This window comes from Clostridium sp. 29_15 (genome assembly GCF_001916075.1).
Taxonomy (GTDB): Bacteria; Bacillota; Clostridia; order Clostridiales; family Clostridiaceae; genus Clostridium; species Clostridium lentum.
In genome coordinates, this window is the sequence record NZ_MNRT01000042.1 from 1 (window position 1) to 22,813 (window position 22,813).

The 22,813-nt window shown below is 27.9% G+C and carries 23 protein-coding genes and 3 pseudogenes; 5 read left to right on the plus strand and 21 right to left on the minus strand.

Going from position 1 to position 22,813, the window contains the following annotated elements; genetic code table 11:
- The 5 genes from BHW04_RS10730 to BHW04_RS10750 all read right to left on the minus strand — a co-directional run.
- On the minus strand, positions 1 to 509 hold a 509-nt coding region (locus BHW04_RS10730), incomplete at its 3' end, for a DEAD/DEAH box helicase (protein WP_368072958.1).
- Positions 510 to 512: 3 nt separating this feature from the next.
- Complete coding sequence (locus tag BHW04_RS10735) at positions 513 to 1,328, minus strand: DUF1837 domain-containing protein (protein WP_368072959.1); 816 nt, start codon at positions 1,326 to 1,328, stop codon at positions 513 to 515.
- A 354-nt stretch (positions 1,329 to 1,682) separates the two neighbouring features.
- Entirely contained in the window at positions 1,683 to 2,432 is a 750-nt protein-coding gene (locus BHW04_RS10740; protein ID WP_302699613.1) for a rolling circle replication-associated protein, read from the minus strand.
- A gap of 358 nt (positions 2,433 to 2,790) precedes the next feature.
- The gene (locus tag BHW04_RS10745; protein WP_302699615.1) at positions 2,791 to 3,495 is read right to left on the minus strand and encodes an ORF6C domain-containing protein; all 705 of its coding nucleotides are present in this window, start codon (positions 3,493 to 3,495) and stop codon (positions 2,791 to 2,793) included.
- A gap of 120 nt (positions 3,496 to 3,615) precedes the next feature.
- Positions 3,616 to 3,771 carry a hypothetical protein gene (locus BHW04_RS10750; protein WP_022167717.1) on the minus strand — a complete coding sequence of 52 codons (156 nt, stop codon included), beginning with the start codon at positions 3,769 to 3,771 and terminating at the stop codon, positions 3,616 to 3,618.
- Between the two features lie 142 nt (positions 3,772 to 3,913).
- Between BHW04_RS10750 and BHW04_RS10755 the strand changes: the two genes are divergently transcribed.
- The 3 genes from BHW04_RS10755 (at position 3,914) to BHW04_RS10765 (ending at position 6,472) form a co-directional block, all read left to right on the plus strand.
- Positions 3,914 to 4,258, plus strand: coding sequence for a helix-turn-helix domain-containing protein (locus BHW04_RS10755; protein WP_302699695.1), 345 nt, complete (start codon positions 3,914 to 3,916; stop codon positions 4,256 to 4,258).
- 99 nt (positions 4,259 to 4,357) lie between these two features.
- Complete coding sequence (locus tag BHW04_RS10760; protein ID WP_302699617.1) at positions 4,358 to 4,795, plus strand: ImmA/IrrE family metallo-endopeptidase; 438 nt, start codon at positions 4,358 to 4,360, stop codon at positions 4,793 to 4,795.
- 39 nt (positions 4,796 to 4,834) lie between these two features.
- Complete coding sequence (locus tag BHW04_RS10765) at positions 4,835 to 6,472, plus strand: recombinase family protein (RefSeq protein ID WP_302699619.1); 1,638 nt, start codon at positions 4,835 to 4,837, stop codon at positions 6,470 to 6,472.
- Between the two features lie 47 nt (positions 6,473 to 6,519).
- Here BHW04_RS10765 and BHW04_RS10770 read toward each other — a convergent pair.
- The 5 genes and pseudogenes from BHW04_RS10770 to BHW04_RS10790 all read right to left on the minus strand — a co-directional run.
- Positions 6,520 to 7,305 (minus strand): annotated as a pseudogene (locus tag BHW04_RS10770) (FAD-dependent oxidoreductase); the annotation flags it as partial.
- Positions 7,302 to 8,290: pseudogene (locus BHW04_RS10775) on the minus strand (sulfide/dihydroorotate dehydrogenase-like FAD/NAD-binding protein). The pseudogenes BHW04_RS10770 and BHW04_RS10775, both read right to left, overlap by 4 nt.
- 229 nt (positions 8,291 to 8,519) lie before the next feature.
- The gene (locus tag BHW04_RS10780) at positions 8,520 to 9,875 is read right to left on the minus strand and encodes an APC family permease (RefSeq protein WP_186835056.1); all 1,356 of its coding nucleotides are present in this window, start codon (positions 9,873 to 9,875) and stop codon (positions 8,520 to 8,522) included.
- Positions 9,876 to 9,977: 102 nt separating this feature from the next.
- Positions 9,978 to 10,586: an NUDIX hydrolase gene (locus BHW04_RS10785; RefSeq protein WP_186835120.1), complete on the minus strand. Its 609-nt coding sequence runs from the start codon at positions 10,584 to 10,586 to the stop codon at positions 9,978 to 9,980.
- Between the two features lie 341 nt (positions 10,587 to 10,927).
- Positions 10,928 to 11,725, minus strand: a pseudogene (locus tag BHW04_RS10790) (D-alanyl-D-alanine carboxypeptidase family protein); the annotation flags it as partial.
- A gap of 262 nt (positions 11,726 to 11,987) precedes the next feature.
- Here BHW04_RS10790 and BHW04_RS10795 point away from each other — a divergent pair.
- The gene (locus BHW04_RS10795) at positions 11,988 to 12,566 is read left to right on the plus strand and encodes a DUF2953 domain-containing protein (protein WP_302699621.1); all 579 of its coding nucleotides are present in this window, start codon (positions 11,988 to 11,990) and stop codon (positions 12,564 to 12,566) included.
- A gap of 12 nt (positions 12,567 to 12,578) precedes the next feature.
- The gene (ytfJ, locus tag BHW04_RS10800) at positions 12,579 to 12,977 is read left to right on the plus strand and encodes a GerW family sporulation protein (RefSeq protein WP_186835059.1); all 399 of its coding nucleotides are present in this window, start codon (positions 12,579 to 12,581) and stop codon (positions 12,975 to 12,977) included.
- A gap of 30 nt (positions 12,978 to 13,007) precedes the next feature.
- On the opposite strand, the gene scpB is transcribed toward ytfJ, so the two are convergent.
- The 11 genes from scpB to spoIIM form a co-directional block, all read right to left on the minus strand.
- Positions 13,008 to 13,625, minus strand: a complete 618-nt coding sequence (gene scpB / locus BHW04_RS10805; RefSeq protein ID WP_302699624.1) for an SMC-Scp complex subunit ScpB — start codon at positions 13,623 to 13,625, stop codon at positions 13,008 to 13,010.
- Positions 13,606 to 14,364 (minus strand): segregation/condensation protein A, encoded by a 759-nt coding sequence (locus BHW04_RS10810; protein ID WP_302699626.1) that lies wholly within the window; start codon positions 14,362 to 14,364, stop codon positions 13,606 to 13,608. The genes scpB and BHW04_RS10810 overlap by 20 nt, the downstream gene beginning before the upstream one ends.
- 72 nt (positions 14,365 to 14,436) lie before the next feature.
- Positions 14,437 to 15,048, minus strand: coding sequence for a TIGR03943 family putative permease subunit (locus BHW04_RS10815; protein WP_302631265.1), 612 nt, complete (start codon positions 15,046 to 15,048; stop codon positions 14,437 to 14,439).
- 8 nt (positions 15,049 to 15,056) lie between these two features.
- Complete coding sequence (locus tag BHW04_RS10820) at positions 15,057 to 15,971, minus strand: permease (protein ID WP_022212588.1); 915 nt, start codon at positions 15,969 to 15,971, stop codon at positions 15,057 to 15,059.
- 21 nt (positions 15,972 to 15,992) lie between these two features.
- Complete coding sequence (locus BHW04_RS10825) at positions 15,993 to 16,613, minus strand: GTP-binding protein (protein ID WP_022212589.1); 621 nt, start codon at positions 16,611 to 16,613, stop codon at positions 15,993 to 15,995.
- A 9-nt stretch (positions 16,614 to 16,622) separates the two neighbouring features.
- Complete coding sequence (locus BHW04_RS10830; protein WP_302699629.1) at positions 16,623 to 17,567, minus strand: CobW family GTP-binding protein; 945 nt, start codon at positions 17,565 to 17,567, stop codon at positions 16,623 to 16,625.
- A gap of 129 nt (positions 17,568 to 17,696) precedes the next feature.
- The gene (locus BHW04_RS10835) at positions 17,697 to 18,329 is read right to left on the minus strand and encodes a hypothetical protein (RefSeq protein ID WP_022212591.1); all 633 of its coding nucleotides are present in this window, start codon (positions 18,327 to 18,329) and stop codon (positions 17,697 to 17,699) included.
- Between the two features lie 114 nt (positions 18,330 to 18,443).
- Positions 18,444 to 19,667: a D-alanyl-D-alanine carboxypeptidase family protein gene (locus BHW04_RS10840; RefSeq protein ID WP_302699631.1), complete on the minus strand. Its 1,224-nt coding sequence runs from the start codon at positions 19,665 to 19,667 to the stop codon at positions 18,444 to 18,446.
- An 87-nt stretch (positions 19,668 to 19,754) separates the two neighbouring features.
- Positions 19,755 to 21,056, minus strand: coding sequence for a pyrimidine-nucleoside phosphorylase (locus BHW04_RS10845; RefSeq protein WP_302623591.1), 1,302 nt, complete (start codon positions 21,054 to 21,056; stop codon positions 19,755 to 19,757).
- A 150-nt stretch (positions 21,057 to 21,206) separates the two neighbouring features.
- Positions 21,207 to 22,085 (minus strand): tyrosine-type recombinase/integrase, encoded by an 879-nt coding sequence (locus BHW04_RS10850; RefSeq protein WP_022212594.1) that lies wholly within the window; start codon positions 22,083 to 22,085, stop codon positions 21,207 to 21,209.
- Between the two features lie 65 nt (positions 22,086 to 22,150).
- A complete protein-coding gene (spoIIM, locus tag BHW04_RS10855; RefSeq protein ID WP_302623685.1) occupies positions 22,151 to 22,777 on the minus strand; it encodes a stage II sporulation protein M in 627 nt (208 codons plus the stop codon).
- Between the last annotated feature and the right edge of the window lie 36 nt (positions 22,778 to 22,813).

Below are 22,813 nucleotides of genomic sequence, written 5' to 3' on the forward strand. Positions count from 1 at the left end.
TGATTTTGATATTTTTTTAACTTTATTCTTGTTTCATCTAGTAATGCTAATGTAGGTTGAATTATAACTATGTTATTATATTTTTTACTTGATATTATTTCTTCTATAAGTAAACTTTTACCAAAACTAGTCGGTGCACTAACTATTAAATTTCTCCCACTTTTAATTATATCTAGAATATTTTTTTGCTCTTCATGAAGATATTTGCCATCTAGATTAGATGATCTATAAAACTCAGTTCTTATTTTTGCAGATGTACTCTTTACCTGTATACTTTCTTCTTTACTAATATAAGGATAAAAGCCTGCTACTTCAATTAGATCACTCCATATCTCCTTAGTATCTTCACATACTTTATCCCAATTATCAAGTATATGAATAATCACTCTTCTACCATCTAATTCTGTTTTTTGATTTCTTAGTAATTTAGAACAAAGTTTTGCAATTCTAAAACTTTCATCACACGTTATCTTTTCACAACTATCTATTTGATTTAAAACCTTAATCATTATCTACTCACCCAATTTCTGTAATAAACTTAATTTATAATGCAATTTCTTAATTAACTCATTTTTACATTTTACTGGAAATAATATTAATATTATATTTATGTGTGTTTTTAACGGATGATCATTATTATCATCAAAATATCTTTTTAATTCTTTAACCTCTCTTTCATAGTCAGCTATGAATTCCTTTGTGGTTTCATCTTCATGTTTTGTAAAATTATCGCTTGAATATGTACACAAAAGTGGAATTGTTATAGAATTTAATTGTTCTGATAAAGTATTGCTGTCTCCAAGAATATCTAGCCAATATTCTTTCTCTGGAATATTATCAAATAATTTAATTTTTTTTGAAACTAAAGCAAACTCATCATTTAAATAATCTCTCAAAATATGTTCTTTTATATCTTGTATAAGAGCTTTCACACCTTTTCTTCCATCTTCATATAATTTGGATTCACCTAACCATAATGTTCTTGACGTAGGCTCTATATGTACTGCATCAAATCCATGAACAGTATGTCCATAAGAATCTTTAAAGAATATTTTTGATAATAGTGGTATAGTTGAATAAAAATCCCTCAAAATTAAATGTAAAATTAATTCTCCAAATTCTCCCCGTCTTAAATATTTGTTAGCTAAATCATCATCTTCAATATATTCGCCATTTAAATATATATCTTTTACCTTTTGAAATTCATCTATTTTATATATTGCTTTTGCAGCCTCACTTACCTTACTTACTAGTTCAGTATTTTTAGTTTCAGTTCCATCATGAAACCCAAATGCAAACTCTGGTATAACATCAGTAAGTATTTTTATTAAACTATTTAATCTATATTCCTTTGTCCCANNNCCTTTGTCCCATCATCCTTTAAGTCAAACCCAACTAAATATGTAGACCAGTTACATTCAGAAATTCTTTGTTTTATTACCTTTTCTGAGTAAAAAACAGACATTCTAACCCCCTCCTAACAATCACCATTTTATTATACATTTTTTTATAAATTTTGTAAATTTTAAAATTATGCATTATAAAATTCTACTTAATATACATTGGGTAATTTTAATCAATAAAAAACTCATTTACTTATGCTACTATTCTCTTTTTTAACTATAAATTATTTAGGTTAATAATTCACATAAAAACTCCATAGATCCTTTTACATTTTTAAATTACTCTACTCTTCTCATTTTTATATAAACATAAATCCCTCCATCAACATCATTAAATGCAATATCATGACAAGTATAAATAAACCCTGGATAAAGCTTCTCAAAGACTTCTCTTTCCCCTTGGTTTTGTGATAGCTCATATAACTTTTTATTTGAATACTTATAATCATTAATCTTAGGCAATGGTATAACTATATTTTTAGATTGGCTCCATCTTTTCTTTCCTCTAGGATCCTTTGAAAGATAATTTGCTAATTCTTCAAAACCTCTTTCATTAGCTTGCATTCTATTTGCATTAGCTGTGCCCTTTCCCCATAGTTCTTCTGCCTTATCTCTATCCATTCCAGATATTATAATGTGATGGTGGATTCTTGTTTTTGTTCTTTTATCATCTGTAGCTTCTCTATATTCTAAAACTGCTATATATTTTAATTCATCAAGTCCATTCCTCTTCCTAAAGTTTTTAATTCTCCTAATATAATTATTTCTATCACGAATAGCAGCCTCTTCACTATTTGGAAGATTAGCTGCATCATAACTAAGGCTAACTATTAAATCCCCATTATCAAAGTTAGCATGAATTCTTCTTCTTAAATTCTTTCTTGCATTTTTATCATTTAAGTTCTTTTGTTCCTTTCTGCTCTCCTTCTTTTTCTTTGATCTACTCTTCTTTTGTTCATATTTAGAAATAGGATATATTTCTACTTCTAAATATTTACCACATAGAAATCTCTTCTCTCTAATAGCCATACCCTTTACCCCTATAACTTTATTTCTTAAATTTAAATAACGTTCTAAAGATAATACCTATTACAAGCTCTCAAAGGCCTTAAATTAAGTACCTTTAAAAAACAGTTTATCTGTTTATTTACAGAGAAAACTCCCTATTATATAATAAAAATAGAGAGTTTTATTAAACTTTTCATCAAGACACATTGAGATTAATCTTGCCGGATTGTCAATGTGTCTTTTTACCTGTAAAAATATTATTTTCATATTTTAATCTCCAAAATCTTAAGTGTACCAGAGCATTTAATATCTAAAATCCTTGTCCATATTTTTAGAAACTTGTATTTTACTAAATTTTTCTTCTGTTAATTTCCATATTTTACTCCTGCCCATTTAATAATTTAATTTCATTTTCTAGCACTAATGGAGCTTTATAATTAATAATTATTTCTTTTGCCATCTCTAGCTGACTTCTCTTTATAGCTTCATATCTTAATACTCCAAATTCTCTTCTTATTTGTTGCTGGATATCACTATATACTTTTCCTCTAAGTGAATTATCATTGTAAGCTATGCTCCTGTATCCACCTAAAGCTTCTATACCTTTCTTTCTAACTAATGCTTGTATCTCTTTGCAATCTATTTGAAATAAAGGCATGTCCTCTTCAAGCTTATATACTCTATTTTCAACTTGTTCTATTTTTTCTTTCTGTTCCTTTAAAGCTTTAAATTGTAACTCCATTAATTCCATTGGACTTAGTTTTTTAACTTCTTTTAGTTTCTTTTCACAGTTAATAAAGTATTGTCTAGCTACCTTTCCTTTTTCTGTTCTTTGTATCATTGATATTTCTTTTGCCATATCTATAGAAATTGCATGATCTATTACTGTGGTCACTGGATTCTTTAAATTATTGATTGCTCTTTTTTGAGTCACCCTTATAAAATCAATCTCTTCCTCAAATCCATACTCAACCATTCTTCGGAACCAACCCTTATATTTAGTTCTTATTTCTAAAAACTCATGTAATTCTCTTCCGCTTACTAACTGTCTACCATCTCTTTCTATTATCTTAATTAATTCCATTACTTAATCACTCCCCTTCTAATTAGCTTATTAGCTAATACTTATTAATTTCACCCTTTAACAAATTCTTTATTATGTTAATTCTTATTGTTTAAGGCTAATTAGCCACTTTCTCATAAGTTAATCGAAGTATTTACAATCATTTTCCTCAAGATAATCAACAATTAAATCTATTTCCTCAGAGGTAAACTTTTGTATTGCAATATCTGTTAATGTATCTATTAACTTGTTTTCTAAAATACTCATATCCTCTGGATAAATACATGTAATCGTCACTATCTCGCCTCCAATAAATTAATAATCTATACTATGCTTGTACACTTCTTCTTGTTACAATTAAAAATTTAATCACACGTTATGTGTTATTTTTTCTTAAAAAAAATCTCATCAACACATGCCTCTCCAAAATTAGCCTTAAATAGAAAACTATAGTCAAAAAGAACTAGGGTTAAAGCTTGGAGTATCTGCTAGCACTATAGGAATGTATGAGCAAAATAGAAGATCACCAGGTAAAGATATGCTTTTAAAGATTGCTAAGGTATTTAATGTAAGCGTTGATTATTTACTATCTTCAGATACTTACAATACTACATCTACAAAAGAAAATCATAATTATAAAGATGTTAATGATATTTTAAAAACTGCAAAAGAACAGTTAATGAATACAGAGGCTTTACTAAGCATTCTTGATGCAATGGAAATGGGTATGGCCCTTGCAAAAGAAAAGAATAAGAAGTACGCACCAAATAAATATAAGAAATAATATATAAAAAACATAAGATGTAATGCTTAATAAAAAGACAATGTAGGATTATTTTAAATATTAAACAAAACTATAAAAGGGTTATAAGGAGATAAAATATTGAATCACTATATAAAAACAGAGGTTAATAAAATTGTTAAGCGATATAAAACAAGAGATGTTTATGAACTTATAGATAAACTTGATATTATTCTTTTAAGGGTACCATTACATCCATCTGTTAATGGAATGTATCAGTACTTTAAGAGAAATAAGATTATCTATTTAAATGATGATCTAGATACTATAATGGAACGCCATGTCCTAGCACATGAACTTGGCCATGCAATTCTCCATCCAAAGACTAATATTACCTATCTAGAAAGTAACACTTTCTATTCTAAAGAAAAGTTTGAGATTGCAGCGAATACTTTTGCAGCTGAATTACTTATTGAGGATTCATTGTTTGATGAATATAAGCATCATACAATTGAAGAAATGGCTGCTATGGAAAATTTACCTATAGAACTTATTAAAATAAAGCTAAAATATATTTAATTTGTAATAATATTGCATATACTAAACCGAGGTGATTAGATGAAGATTGCTATTTACTCAAGAAAAAGTAAATATACAGGTAAAGGTGATTCCATAGGAAACCAAATCCAAATGTGTAAGGACTATATAGAGACTCATTATAGAAATAATGACCCTGAATATATCATTTATGAAGATGAAGGATTTTCTGGTGGAAATATCAACAGACCGAAGTTCCAAAAGCTTCTTAGTGATATTAAGAAAGAAAAATTTGATATTTTAATATGCTACAGGCTTGATAGAATTAGTAGAAATGTATCTGACTTCTCCACTACCTTAGAAGAGCTTCAAAGCTATGGAGTTGACTTTATAAGTATTAAGGAACAGTTTGATACAACTACTCCTATGGGTAGAGCTATGATATACATAGCTTCTGTATTTGCACAACTGGAACGTGAAACCATTGCTGAGCGTGTAAGAGATAATATGGTTGAACTAGCTAAGTCAGGAAAATGGTCTGGAGGTAGAACTCCACTTGGCTTTGATAGTGAAAGCTCCTCTTATATTGATGAAGAAGGTAATGAAAGAAAATTAGTTAAGCTTGTGAAAAATGATGAAGAACTACAATTAGTTAACTTAATTTATGATACCTATCTAAGAGAAGGATCATTACATAAGACAGAAGTTTACTTTGCTTCTCATAACATTAAATCAAATAGAAATATTCTTCTTGAAAAGACATCATTAAAGGTAATATTAAATAACCCTGTTTATGCAATAAGCTCCCCAGAACTTAAGAGTTGGCTTGAAGATGATGGATGGAATGTATATGGTGAACCTGATAGCAAACATAGCTATCTTAGCTACAATAAAACAAAGCAAGTAACTAGAAACGGAAAAGTAATGAAAATATCAAATGATAAAGAAAATTGGATAGCTGCAATAAGTAATTGTCCTGGCATAATTGATGCAGATAAATGGATTGCAGTCCAAGAGCAATTTAAAGGCAATAAAGGTTCCTTCCCTAAAAGAGCAAGAACCCACAATGCAAAACTTGTTGGAAAAATTTATTGTGCCCACTGTAATAACTACATGCAGGTAGTTCATGGAAATATAAAAAAAGATACAGGAAAAAGACAATTTTACTACTCCTGTTCACTAAAAAAGAAATCCAAAAGTGAACTATGTCAAAATAAAAATGTTAAGACCGATGATATAGAAAATTTATTACTCCTAGAGCTAGAAAATCTAGGCAAAAATAAGAAAAGCTATATCCAAAGCTTAAAAAGGAAAAATGACGCAGTTAAGAAAAATAAAGATGTTAAACAAAAGCAAAATACAATTCAAAAAGAGATGGATAACAAACAAAAAATTCTTAATAATTTGGTAGATAAGTTAGCAGTTGCTGATGATCTAGATGATATAATAATACAAAGAATAAGATCCACTAAAAATGAAATGCAAGAGTTACAACAAGAATTAGATAAAATCTCAAAAGAAATCGAAGATTCAAACTACAAGAAATTAGACCTAGACTTTATAGAAAGCTTACTAGAAAAGTGTGCTGATATAATAGAACTAGATTCTAATGAACAAAGACTCCTAATAGGTGTTTTAGTAGATAAGATTCTATGGGATGGTAATACTCAAGATGTAACAGTATATTTCATTGGAAGTGGAGACGTAAAAAAAAAGTAGCTTCTCTACTTCCATATTTATTCCAATTATTGCAAATTCAACCACACAGCATGTCCTGTGTCTAAAAGCACAATATTTTCAGCAAACTCCTTTAAAGCATATTGTTGGCATACTTTTGTACCAAGTTTTTTATAATTAACATCCTCTTTTGGAATTTTAAGAACCACTACTCCCTTTTCATTTAATTCTTTTCTAATATCTTCAGATAAACTTTCTTTTGCAAGCTTACATGATCCTGACATTGCACCTAATTCATCACCACTACGCTCACCTTGAATATCAAAGGCTCCACATCTTTCACTAATACTTATTCTAGGACCAAAAGATGGACACCTTAATACACACATTGAACATCCATTTCCATAACGCAAACAATTCCCCATTGGTCCAGTAGTTCCTGTTGTTTCAATAAAAACATCACCATCAACATAGCTTTCATCACTTAATAGCAATCTTTTTATCTTATGATCTTCCATTTCAACATCACGAACACGCTTTTCTAGATGGAGGTTTATGTCTAAGGAAAGTATATATTCTCTTACTCTACCTTCAATAATATTTACATCATATAATGTAGCATGCTTATGACCCGGAAAATCTATATTTTTATGAGTACAGTATACATCAGTAAGATTTATAAGATCTCCTCCTCCTAATGCAATAAGTTCTTCAGCTGCTGTATATCTACCGTTATTTCTCATTATCCCACCAACATTACCAAGACCTAAAAGCAAATCTGTTTTTTCATATATATGAACTTCAGCACCAGCCTTTTTAGCAGTAATTGCTGCAGCACATCCAGACCATCCACCACCAATAACAACAACTTTCATATAAATCTCCTCCCTTCAAAAATGTCCCTTGGATTTGCTTGTACCTTACAGAATCTCTTTACTCTATGCCCTGAAAATCTTGTAGTACAACTACCACATACTCCTTCTCCACAACACATTTTAAAATTATTACAACAGGATAAATAAATATCTTTTCTTTCTAATTCGTCTAGATNNNNACCTTAAAGGTTAAAATATCTGCACCAGCAATGTGAATTAAATTTATATTATTATATTTAATAAGTGATTTAATAGAAACCTTTGCTTCTGCAGATAATTCACCTTTATCAATTAAATTCATTTCCTGTGGAACTACCTCTAATGATTTAAGATACTCTGTAACATAAATTTCTTTGAAAGGAGATTTATCTAAAATTACAGTTAATTGATTATTATTTTCTTTAAGCCTTTTAATTACAGGAATCATTGGTGCCATACCAATTCCCCGTGCTAAGACAATAGCATTGTTGTCCTTTTGATTTTTAATATTTTTAATACCAAAAACTCCATTCCAATAAGGTCCCCTTATGGTAATATTTTTACCTTTTTCTATCTCAAGAAGCTTCTTTGTTTTAACTCCTTTAATCTCAATCATAACAGATATAATATCAGAGTCAATATCTGACTCTAGTATTGAAATAGGAACATCAAAATAAATATTTTCTTCTGTTCGTATAAAAATAAAGCTTCCTGGCTTAGATAAATCTATTACTAATTTATGAGGAGCTTTAAACTTAATCAATAGAACTTCATCATCATATAAAGCCCTATCTTCTACAATGCAATTATATGTTTTTCGTCCTTCTTTTGCTTTATTTCCATTATAATAAAATTCCTGATAGATACAAACACCTTTCCAATTTAAACAATCACAAAATGTACTACCATGAAGTTGTGAGCAAAGAAGGCATTCTCCAGATTCCGCTAGTTTACAAGGACAATACTCTGTACCAGCATCTATACAATCAATATTTTCTTTAAACATTCTAACTCCTAAAAAAATTAATATCCTCTATATAAGTTATTAAAATTCTTATTTTTTGTGTATTATTTATTATCATTATATTCCATAATAAAGTTGATATTGCCACGCCCACTTTGTGGCATCAATCTTACAGTTTTAAATCTTAAAATCCATTAATATACCTAGCTTTACAGCTTTTAAAATTTTATACTTTCTTAATTATAAAAAAAGACTGCCATATGGCAGTCTCCTATATATTTTCACTAAGATTATTACTTAATTCATTTTTACTCACATTTCTCCAGAATACAACAGCACTTAATAATATTCCTAAGCATATTACTGCATATATCCAGAATAAACTATTGCCTATACTTCCCAATAGTATTATTGCTGATCCGCATAAAGCAAGAATTGGATTTATAATACCTCTAATTATACTTTTAATTTCTTTTTTAATACCAAGCTGTAATACCTTAACATATAGTAAAGCATATAATACATAGCTCATGGTAATTGAAATTTCTGATATATCAGAATTAGGAAGTAATCCTGTTTTTGTAGTAAAATAATGTACTGCAAGCCAACTTACACTTATTATAAAACTTACTACTGTAGAATTAATTGGCATTTTAGTCTTTTCGTCAACATTAGCAAATATTTCTGATTTAGGAAACATATTTCTTATGGCTAATGAATATGGTAATCTTATTATTCCCATTATTAAGCCATTAACTGTTCCTATTATAGATATTATTACAAATACTAAAACAATTTTTGAACCCCACATACCAAATAAATTATTAGCTGCTAAATCAACATGTGCATCGCCAAGACTCATTATTGTTTCAGGTCCTACATAAATACTTATACCTACAAAATATAATAAATAAACAATAAGTATAGAAATTGGTGCAATAATTAAAGCTTTTGGTAAATTCCTTTTAGAATCTCTTACTTCATGTCCAATTGTAGTAGAAACAATCCAACCATCAAATGAAAATGCTATTGGTGCAATAGCTGCAATCCATCCTGTAGATTTTACTGCACTACTTAATTCAACTGATGTTATTGATGATGGCTCACCTAAAATAATACCTGCAATTGCAATTAAAATTAAAGGTATTAATTTTATTATTGTAGATGCATTTTGGAAAAGCCCACCTAACTTTGATGAAAGCCCATTTAATATATAAATCATTACTATTACTATTAATCCAATTAGTATCTGAAGTTCTAATGAACCATTAATTCCAAATAATAAACATATGTAAATCCCAGCAACATAAGCTACTACAGCTATTAATGTTGGAAAATATAAAAATGTTTGGAACCATCCAAAAGCACAAGCAATTGATTTATTATATGATTGCTCTGCATATGCTATTAATCCTCCTGCTTCTGAGTTTCTTGCTGCTAATTCTGAAATAGTTAAACTTCCAAATATTATTGCTATTGCTGCTATACAAAAAACTAATACCCCTAATGCTATACTTCCATTGGTAGCTACAAGGATATTATCACTTTTAAAGAATATTCCTGAACCTATTACAACCCCAATAATCATTGCAATGGTCGTAAATAGGCCATAACCTGTTTTTTTCATATTGTTCCCCCTTTAATTTTCATTTGTTAATATTTTAGAATAATTTTTTATAATATAACATATTTATACCTACTTAGTAAATATAAATTATAAAAAATTATTCTACTTAAACATTTTATTTCCTGATTTTGCAAATTCCTGTAAATATATATAGCATTTTATATCAAATTTTACATCTTTTATTAGAAGTTCTTGTGCTTCTTTTTGTGATAATAAAATTGGTTCAATATCTTCGTCTTCTTCCATATATGCTTTACTTATGGTACCTCCACAAGTACAAAAAACTGAAGTAACAGATTCGTCAGTCATACCAGGTGATAAAAATAATTGTCCTTTAACTGTATTTTTTAGGATTTCTATAACATCTAGCCCTGTTTCTTCTTTTAACTCTCTTGTTATTGCTGTTTGAGGACTTTCTCCTTTATCTATAAGCCCTGCTGGCATTTCATATATGTAAGAGTTTATTGGCACTCTAAATTGTCTAATAACTACTATTTTTTCTTCTTCTTTATGAAAAGGTACTATTAAAACTGCATCATCTTGTAATTCTTTATTATTCAAATAAACCCCTTCTAGATTTTCCTTTTCTTTTCTTGAAGCTATTATCCAGTTTTTTATATTGCCACCTTTGTTACTATATTCAGCATTATATAGATTTAAAAATTTTGTTTCTGCTAATGTAGTAAGTTTATTAATTTTACTCATATATATTTCTCTCCTTTATATAGCTTACTAAAATAATTTTACCTTATTATACCTTATAAAATCTATATAGAAAGAAAAAAATATAGTATAAAATTACTATATTTTTTTCTTTATCAACTTATAATTTTTTCAAAACATTCTTTTCTTATATCTTTGCATGCTTTAAAACCTGTTTTTGTTGTTTCTTTATCTTCATCATATAATGATAGCTTTCCTAAAGTATCACCTTTATGTATATCCCCAAGAAGAGCAAATACTTCAATTTCAATTTTTTCATTTTCTTTAAATCCATAAGCAAAATCATTTTCCTCTAAGACTGATGCAAGTTTTATCATCCCCATTGATTCAACTAAATTTTTAGTAGAATCATTTTTAAAGATATATTTGCTACATACATGATTGTATATTTTTTCAGTTTGATTCCATCTGTCAGCACAATTCAATACTACTATTATTATGTCTTTACCTTCGTGATTTACAGAGGTTACTAAACATTTACCAGCTTGACCTGTATAACCTGTTTTTACTCCATTCGCATTTGGAATCTTCCACAAAATCTTATTGATATTTTGATAATCTCTGGTAAAACCATAAGTTTCTTTTGTGATAGTCTTTGATCCACAAATTTCTCTAAATAATTCATTTTTCATAGCTTTGGATGCTAGTATAGCTAAATCATAAGCAGAAGAATAATGTTTTTGGCTATCAAGCCCATGAGGACTTTCATAGTTAGAACACATTATTCCAAGACTATTGGCAAAATCATTCATTATCTTCGAAAACCCTTCGATAGATCCTCCTATATCTTCAGCAATAGCAATAGCAGCATCATTACCTGATTTAAACATAAGACCAAAGATAAGTTCTTTCATCTTTATATTTTCACCTTCTGAATATCCTACTTTAGATCCTCTTATACTAGCTGCATTCTTACTTATGACAACTTCTCTATCTAAATCACCATAATTAATAGCAATTAAAGCAGTCATTATTTTGGTAGTACTTGCCATAGGAACAATCTCAAAAGCATTTTGTGCAAATAAAATTTGATTTGTTTCACCATCAATGGCAATAGCACATCTTGCATCTACCTTTAGATTGTCTATTAAATATCTGTTACCTTCAAAGTTATTAGCGTTTTCCATATTAACCACATCATCTTCTAAGTCATCTTCTTCAATATTTAACGAATATACAGGACTCATTAATAAATCAAAGGAAAATATAGTAAAAAACAAAATGCAATATATAACTTTGGTTAATTTCATAAAATCACCCTCTAGTAAAATCCATTTATGACAATAGTTTTTTCAAAAAAGATATTTTTACTCATCTTTTTTGAAAAAATATTAAGTATAATTTTTCTTATAAAGGAAATAATATAAAACAATGTTAGGAGTAGGTGCTATGATTGTTTTATTAATTGTATTTTTGCTTTTATTCTTGATTTTTATGCCAATTCCTTTAAAGATATCTATAAAATATTTAGAAGATTTTTATGAAATAAAATTTTATAAAATAAATTTGCTTTCTTCTGATGGCGGAGTAATATATAAATTCATCAAGGATGATAAGGTAAAAAAGTATGATTCTAGTGATAATGCAAAAGAAGAATCAAAAGAAAAGTATCGTGAAAAGTTGAGATATAAAAAATTATCTATAAAACTATTATTTAAGAATCTATCTAATAATAGTTATAAGCCATATCTTAACATTAGTAGCAATATTGATTTTTCTGTTAATGATGCTGCAGGGACAGCTATAGTTTATGGACTTTTAAATTCATTAAACCCAATTATCTTTAAATTATTATCATCCTTTTTTAAAATAAAGAATTTTAATAATGAATTTAACCCAATTTTTAAAGATAAGTACATTATCAATATATCAATTATGTGTATATTAACTATAAATATTGCAAAAATTATATATATGTTATTTTTAATAAAAAAAAGTAATATACCTATTCGAGGAGGTGCCCTATAAAGGGGAAATAATATGGCCAATAAGCATGAATTAGAAAATTTAATGAGAAGTACTATGGAAAATTTACGGGATATGATTGATGTGAATACCGTTGTAGGAGATGTAGTTGAATTACAAGATGGAGGATGTATCATTCCAATATCAAAAGTAACCTTAGGATTTGCTTCTGGTGGAAGTGAATTTGGTGAAAAGGAATTGACTACAGAAGAAAGTGAATATCCATTTGGAGGTGGATCTGGTGCAGGAGTAAGTGTAAAACCAGTGGCATTTTTAGTTATTAAAGATGATTTCGTTAGACTTTTAAATGTAGATCATGATTCCACTATGGATAAATTAGTTGATTATATACCCCAAATTTTTGATTTCATTAAGACCTTTAATAAAGATTCCACAAAAGAAAATAAAAAATAATGAAAGGAAGATTATATATTCTTCCTTTCATTATTCTTCAATTTCTTCTAATGCTGAACTTAATAACTCTAAAGAATTATTTTCATCGCTATCTTCATATAAGTCAAGAGAAGGCAATTCATTCAATGATTGTAAACCAAATTGTCTTAAAAATTCATCTGTCGTTCCATATAATATAGGTCTTCCTGGAACTTCAAGTCTTCCAACATCCTTTATCAAATCACGCTCTAATAATCTTTGTAATGCAGATTCTGATTTTACACCTCTGATTTCATCAATATCAACACGAGTTATAGGTTGCTTATATGCCACAATTGCTAAACTTTCTATAGAAGCTTGCGATAATGATTGTCTTTTATTCTTTTTAAGCATCTTTTGTATGAATTCTGAATTTTCTGGCTTAGTAACAAATTGATATGAATCATCTATATTAATAAGCTTTATCCCCCTACTTTCAGCTTTAAACTCTTCAGTAATCTCATTTAAAATTTCCCTTGCAGTCTTTCTATCCAGCTCAAGGTTGGTATAAATATCTTTTATATTTAGTGGCTCTCCAGCTACAAAAAGCATTGCTTCAATAGCAGATTTTATTTTGTTTTTTCTTGAAGTTTCTGCAAATTCGTATTGATTAATCTCTATATTGCTCATGTTCTACTCTCCTTTTCATTAGTATTTCTTTAAAATTACCTTCTTGATAAGCAATAATAACTCTTAACTTAATTAATTCAAGTAATGCTAAGAATGTTACAACAGTCTCTAACTTTGATTCACTTTCTTTAATAATAGTTCTAAACTCAATAATATTTGTATTGTTAAATCTATCTAACAACTCCTTCATTTTATCTTCTACCTTATACTTATCAGTATATATCTTTCTCTGTACCAAATTGATATTGTTTTGTTTATTATGGTATGTTTCTAAAATATTATTATATATATTATATAAATCAATTAGTGTTAAATTATTAAATATATCATCATTAGACTTAGGTGATTTTTCATCTTCAATAATTTCTGGCTTTTTACTATATATTTCCCCAGAGTTTATATGTCTTTCTTTAAAGAAGTTTGACACTGCCTTTATTTGCTTATATTCAATTAGCCTTAGCTTAAGCTTATTTTCAATATCCTCTTCATTTTCATCTTCAACTTTAACTTTTGGCAATAAACTTTTAGACTTTATTTCAATTAAAGTTGCAGCAATTACGATAAATTCAGAAGTTATTTCTAAATCCATTTCCTTCATTTCATCTAAATAACGTAAATATTGATTAGTAATTTTATATATCTCAATATTATATATATCCATTTTATTTTTCCTTATAAGATGTAATAATAAATCAAATGGACCTTCAAAATCAGCCACTTTAATTTTTGGAAGTTCCATACAAATCCACCCTTCACTTATTTTAGTTCAATTTTAATAATAGCAAGCTAAAGTAAAAATAACAAGCAGACATTAGTGTTCTTTCAAAAATCTATCATTGGGCTCAGAACATTTTTCATAACAAGCTACTTTAAGTTTTAGTCCATCATCATTAATTACTTTTCCATATACTATTATCCAAGTCTCTTCATTTATAGTTTCATCCATATTTATAAGAGGAATCTTAATAATCCTTGAATCATATTGACAGCACGTAAGCATTTCTCTAGCTAAATATAGTTGGGCTGGATTTTCTTTATCTTGATATATAAATCCTTTAAAATAAAGCATATCTCCTTCATAATTATCAATATTTTCTGTAATAAATAAAATATCATTGAAACTATCACTTATAACTTCATCTTTATCATCAGCATAAGCAAAATACAAAAGAAAAATTATTACAAAGAATATTAAAGGGAAAAATTTATTAGTAATATAAATCCTACTTGGAATTGTGAAAATTTTAGGAAACTGACAAATAGAAAACAGAACCAAAATTATAACTGAAATTTTAAAAAATATAAGCATATGTCCATTAATAAAATTTTGTATTTCATCACTTTCTATTAAGACAATCATTAATAAATCTAAAATTACTAGCAGCATAAACAAAATTAATTCATCATAATTTATTCTTTTCATAATTCCTCCTATAAACTTATAAAGGAAAGACAGATAGAAAATGCTGTAACTACCAGCAATATTGTAATAATTAATATAGTTGCAAATTTCCTTTTAAATAAGCCTAATGTCAATATGGCATTCTTTAAATCCATCATTGGCCCTAGTATCATAAAGGCACTAACTGCTGGAATTCCAAAATTATTTAGAAATTTACTGCCAACAAAAGCATCCGCTTCTGAGCATAGGGATAATAAAAAAGATATATCTAACATTATTATCACCGCTAGTATATTGTTAAAAGTATAGTCATTTAAAATTTCTTCGTTTATAATACTGCCAAAGATACTTGAAATAAATGCTCCAAGTATTACATATACGCTTATGTTTAAAAATTCATTTGAAGCCTGACATACTATTGTAATGAGCTTATCTAATTTTGATATATAATACTTTTTATTGCTACTGCAGCAGGTACAAGATAAATCAAGATATCCATCAGATATAATACTTTCTATAGTAGAATCTTTAAAAATATATGTTATTAACATTCCAACAATAATGGAGCATAATATGCCTCCTACAACTCTTATTAATACAATGGTAAGGTTAGCTTCAAATGCATAATATGTTGATGTAATAACAAATGGATTTACTATTGGTACTGAAAGCATGAAGGTTATTGTAATTCCAATAGGAACACCTTTCTTTATAAGACTTCTAGCAACTGGTACTATAGCACATTCACACATTGGAAAAACCAATCCTATAAAAGCAGCCACAAGAAAAGCTAATCCTCTTCTTCTAGGAACAATCCTTTTTATAATATCTTCTGAAATATAAAACTGTATAATTGTTGAAATAATAGCTCCTATAACTATAAATGGAAGTGATTCAATAACAACACCTAAAAAGCTCCAGCACCAATGTCTAAATAAAATCATTAATTCACCATCTCTTACTAATTAATTAAACCTTTTACGAAAATTCATCTTAATCTTCCTATACTTATTATTTAAAAACAGATTTGATTTTCTCAATTCATTAAGTATAGCACTATTATCATCACTAAATAATATATGACCACTATAGTTTATGGAAGAAATAATATGGTATATTTCATCTATTTCTTTATTAGTTATTTCTTTACAATTATTTATCAATATTAAATTGCTATTTTCTATATATGGTATAAATAACTCCGATAAGTTCTTAAAATAATATAAAAATGTCTTTCCATTAATAATATAATATACACATTTTAATCTACAATACTTATTAAGAGTCTCTGCATATGTCTTATAAAACTCTTCCATAGTATAAGTTCCATTATACTCAATTATAATTTTGTAAGGTTTATACTGACAAATAGCTACCTTAATCTTTGAGGCTATCAAAGATATATCATCGTTAAAATAAATAACTTTATATTCTTTTGAGTTTTCTTCTATCTTGCTATGTCCATCTTCTGTTAAAATTATAAATGTATCTTCATCCTTTATCTTTGTTAATTCATTTAATGCATTTATAAAGGCTGTTTTACCAGCCTCTATAAAGCCACATACTATTTCTAAATCAGCTCTCATTATCATACCTCATTTAAAGAAATACTCTAATTCTTTCTTATTTATATTCACTCCTATAAAGGAGATTATGTTTTCCTCATTATAATCTATCTTTTCAATATTATATTCATTTAAGGAAAAATCAAACTGTCCATATTGTCCATTTAAAAGTTGTACTATCCCTTTAGCTCTAAGAATAGTTCCAAAATTTTTACTTGAAGCAATAAATTTAAACTTACTGCTCAATTCATCAGGTGATATTTTTCTATTTAGCTTTAATGTGAAGCTTTGAAAAGATTCATTTACTTTTTTAGTAGATACCTTTCCAATACCTGATTTGATATTTTTTAAGGCAATTTTACTCATAGGAAAATTTTGAAGCATATGGGTACTATTGATTTTATCTTTTAAATTAGTCTTATCCCAAATGCAATCTAAAATCTCTGCATTAGAATTAATCTTTATTATTTCATTCTTAACATGATTAACTGTATTTTTATCAGCTAATTGTATCCTACTTAATACAATTAGCTGCGCATATTTAATTTGATCTATATAGAACCTTCTGAAATTATTCATATACATATCAAACTTTAAACAATCAACTATTGTAATAACATTATTAATACTACATAGTGCTTTTAAATCTTCATCCTTAAAGGTTTTAATTATTTCACTCAGCTTAGCTATTCCTGTAGGCTCAATAATTATACACTCAAATTCATAATTTTTATTTAACTCCATAAGAGCTTCTTTAAAATAACCTGTAATTTCACAACAAATGCATCCAGCAGTAATTTCTTTAATAACAGCCTTAGACTTCTTTAATATTGAGCTATCTATATTAACTTCACCAAATTCATTTTCAATAATAACAATTTTATCTTCATAGAAATCATCATTTATTAACTTTTTAATAAAACGAGTTTTTCCTGCTCCTAAAAATCCAGAAATAATATCAACTTTTTTTATCACAGTATTCCATCCATATAAATTAATCAATTCACTCATAAATAATTTTATGAACTACAAATATAAATTATGAATTTTCATTAAATAAAAAAGTCTTAAGGAAGAGGATTCCTAAAGACTTTTTTATTGACTTTATATTATCTTAGCTACTAAATTATTTTCTTGTTCATATACAGTTACGATATAAGAAACAGCAAACCCTGAAATATGACCTCTAATGTATAACTTAACTCCATCATCATCAAAACCTAGAAATTGTGCATACATGAAATTAAAATATAGAGGAGTATCTTCATAAACACCATATTGGTCAACTTTAAGGCTATGTAAATCCTTTTCTATTTGTGCTCTATCATTATCAGTCAGAGGAATTACTTCACCATTTTCATTGCTGGAAACTAGGAAATCATATACATCTTCACTTCCCAGTAAGTGCTGTGATACTAAATCTATTGCAAAATCTATTTCTTTATATTCATTTTTTACATAATTGCTACTATTAACTATTTCATCATTGACATTAAAACCTTCATATCCCTTATTTCCAAAGTAAGTATTACCAAGGGCATTAAATTCAGTATATGCTTCTTCCACCACTCCACTACCATTTTCCTCGGTAGCACCTGTATTTTCATCTATAGTAACATCTATTCTATCTGTGGATTTATCGCTATTTTGATCGTTATTAGATGTATTTTTATAGCATCCTGTAAAAAGCATTGAAGCTAATACTATGTATGATATATACTTTAATCTTCTATTCATCCCATCACCTCCAATTAGATTATATCATAATAAATATTGTATAATATATCTCTTTTGTTAATGATTAAGATAAATTTCATAAAAAGAGTATCTTAAGATACCCTTCATTATGTACTATATTCCTTCCTTAAATAAGTTCTTTAAATTATATTTTATATTTTCAAATAAGTTTGCTTTTTCAACATCTCTATCGCAATACAGCTCAACTTCCCCTACTTTTTTATCACCTACAAGAACTTCACAAATACCAATAATTTCTCCTTCTTTATAAGAATCTTTTTCAGAATTTTCAGAATTTAATGTAATTTTATTTTCAGGCTCTCCAGTAGTACCCTTTTCAAGTACTATAGTCAAGTCATTCTTTGCTTTTGCTATGAAATATCTATCAGTATTTTTACCTAAAAAGATTTTTTCTACATCTTCATCTTTTGAAAAGATTTTTTTGCCTTCATATTTTGAAAATCCATAGTTCATAAGCATACTAGCATCACGATTTCTCACTTTATATGTTGGAGCACCCATTATTACTGCTAACATTCTTACACCATCTCTTACAGCTGTAGCAGATATACAATACTTAGCTTCTTCTGTATAGCCAGTTTTTAGTCCATCACATCCATCAAAAAATCTTACAAGTTTATTATGATTTACCAGTTCTATGGGACTTTTTCTTCCTTCAGATATGGTTTCCATATATGTACCTGTATATTTTAAAATTGAAGGATGTTTTAATAATTCTAAAGACATTATTGAAATATCTTTAGCCGTTGTGTAATGACCTTCTTCTGGCAACCCATTGCAATTTTTAAAATTCGTATTTACCATACCTAATTCTTTTGCTCTTTTATTCATAATGGAGACAAAATTATCTACGCTTCCACCTAAATATTCAGCCATAGCAACTGCTGCATCGTTTCCAGAAGCAATTGCAATTCCCTTAAGTATTTCTTCTACAGTTCTAACTTCTCCAGTATCTAATAGCATTGTACTTCCACCCATATTTTTAGCGTTTTCACTACAAACTATCTTATCACTTAATGTAATGCTTCCATTATCAACTGCTTCAATAGCTAAAAGCATTGTCATTATTTTAGTAACAGATGCTGGTGCAAATTTTTCTTCAGAGTTTTTTTCATAAAGTACAGTACCGCTAACAGGCTCTACTAATAAGGCTGATTTTGCATCAACATTCATTCCCTCCTCATAAGTAATAGAAGATAATATGCTATACTCTTCACCAATATCTACTGACTCACCTATACTTGCATATACAAATGTATTAAATGATAATAAAGTTAAAATAGCAAGAGATATTGTCTTAATTAGCGTGTTTTTCATCTTTCTTCCTCCTCTCAAGCTTAGTGTTACCAAAAGAAAAAAAAATATAATAGAAAGAACTACTTCTCTCTATCATATTTTTTAAATTTAACTTATTACATTATATATTAAAGGAATATTATCATTAAACTCTGCGCTTATCATAATATTTTCTTTTATCTTCATTTCAATTTTATTATTATCTTCTTTATTACTATGGATATAAGCTATAACATCACCTTTATTTACTTTATCTCCACGTTTTTTGTTTAAAACTATCCCTACTGTTAAATCTATAATACTATCCTTAGTAGCTCTTCCAGCTCCTAGCTCCATAGCTATTAGTCCCATTGCTTCAGTATTAATTTTGGTAATATATCCATCATTTTCTGCTGTTACAGGAATTATGTACTTTGCTACAGGGAATAACTCTGGATTATCTATTGGTGATACATCACCACCTTGAGCCTTGATAAACTCTTTAAGCTTCTCAAGCCCTTTTCCGTTTGATATATTTTCCTTTAAAAGTGCTTTACCTTCTTCAAGACTTGAAACTTTTTCTGCACAAAGAAGCATATTTCCACCTAAAGTAAGTGTTAATTCTAGTAGATCTTTAGGTCCATTACCTTTTAATAGCTCAATAGCTTCTTTCACTTCAAGAATATTACCAATGGCAAAACCAAGAGGCTGATCCATATCTGAAATAACTGCCACAGTTTTTCTTCCAACTTCTTTCCCTATACTAACCATTTCACTTGCTAACTCTTCTGCTGCTTTTGCTGTTTTCATAAAAGCACCATCACCAACTTTAACATCTAGTACGATTGCATCTGCCCCTGAAGCAAGTTTCTTACTCATGATACTTGAAGCAATAAGAGCTGTATTATCAACAGTAGCTGTTACATCTCTAAGAGCATAAAGTTTTTTGTCAGCTGGTACAAGGTTACCACTTTGTCCCATAATTGCAATATTAATATTATTGACATTATTTATAAATTGCTCTTCTGTCAATTCAACAGAAAAACCATTAAAACTTTCTAACTTATCAATAGTTCCACCTGTATGGCCTAGACCTCTTCCAGACATTTTTGCTACAGGTATTCCAAGAGATGCCACTAGCGGAGTTAAGCATATTGATGTCTTGTCTCCTACTCCCCCTGTGGAATGCTTATCAACCTTAATTCCTTTAATCTTAGATAAGTCAATTACATCTCCAGAATTAACCATTGACATTGTCAAATTAGCTGTCTCACTTTTAGACATTTCATTGAAAAAAAGTGTCATTAACAAAGCAGAAACCTGATAATCAGGTATTTCCCCTTTTGTAAACCCATTAACAAAAAAATCTATTTCTTCTTTAGATAATTCATAACCTTTTCTCTTTTTCATTATAATGTCATACATTCTCATATTACTTTTCCTCCTTATATGTTACCCATTCTGCAATAATCTTTATCTAAATTAGCATTTGCTAACCATTTTTTATTATACATGCTTTCACCATGTAATACTACAAATTATACCACTTTAATAGAAGAATATTCACCTTTTTTATAATATCTATGCTCTAGGATGTGAATTCTTATATACCACATTAATTTTATCATTATTAATAATTTCATAATATGTGTCCATATAAGTTAACACTTGATTGCCCAGAAGTTTTTGTACAGCTCTCACATTTGCACCATTTTGTAATAGATGTACAGCAAAAGAATGCCTAAATGTATTTAAATTTACATCTTTTTTTATTCCTGCTTTATGAGAATATTCCTTAACTATTCTCCAAACACCTTGCCTTGTTAATTTGTTTCCATTTAAATTAACAAATAAATTATGAACACCTGCTGCTGCAATCATATCTCTTATGGATAGGTATTCCTTAAGTGCAGCTTCAGCACTTCTGCCAATAGGAATAAGTCTTTCATAATTTTTATTATCATGACATCTGACATATGATAGTTCTAAATTAATATCTTCTACTTGTAAAGAGATTATTTCAGACACCTTCATACCAGTTGCATACATAAGTTCCAGTAAGGCATTATCTCTAATCCCTTTATTACAATCTTTATCTACTATTTTTATTATTTTATCTACTTCTTCCACAGTAAGAATCTCTGGAAGTTTTTTAGTAGTATCTGTGCTTTTATAATATATCTTAGGGATATCACGTATTATCTTATGCTCTTTAAGATAGTTATAGAAGCTTCTTAAGCTTATTACTATCCTGCTAATTGACCGTTCAGACTTTCCTTCTTGTAATAAATATTGTATATACCCAAGTACAGTTAGATTATCTGTTTCATCAAGGTAAATATCCTTTGTATTCAAGTATTTTATATATAAATTTACATCTGTTACATATGCATAAACAGTATTTTCACTTTTGTGACTATTTAATAAATATTCTTTATATTCATTTACTATTTCTTTCATAACTCTCCCCATTTCACCTTTAATTATTATTTGGTCTCATAAATTTCTTGGAATTCAGAAATTTATCAAGTAATTTTACTAACAATAAATTTCATTAAATTTGGACATATATAGCTTTCAATAAACACACCAGTTATAAATATACATACCAAAACCCCTATTTTAAAAATTAATTCCTTCTTTACTATTGTATTTATTGTCCCTTTATTAAAGAACTTATATCGCAGTTTTGTAGCGGAAAATTCAATAGAAATTATACTTAATGCAATAAAACTTGGAATATAAAAAATATTTTGTGGTAAAATTGATACTATTGCCAACCAGATTCCTTTACCATTAAAAGTTGTTAATAAAAAAGTAAATGTATAGCCTAATGTAAATCCCTTTATTAAATCAATTAGCAAGATAAATGGTATACCAAATACGGTAAATCCTAATATAATTATTATTACGACTGTAATTGATATTTTAATCAATATATTAAAGAATAATTTAGTACTTTCTACTTGGCTCACCAGTATGCTTTCTGTAAAAGATGAAAAATAATTAGACAGATCTGTTGAATCATTAATATTCATATATTTAACCATAAAAGCTCCTAATGCTATGCCAACACAAAAGAAAATTAAAACCATAAAATAATATATCCTATTTTCTCTATAGCTATTATTCAATTTATCAATAACATTCATTTTAAACCTCCAGTTTTTTCTTTCCATATATACTAT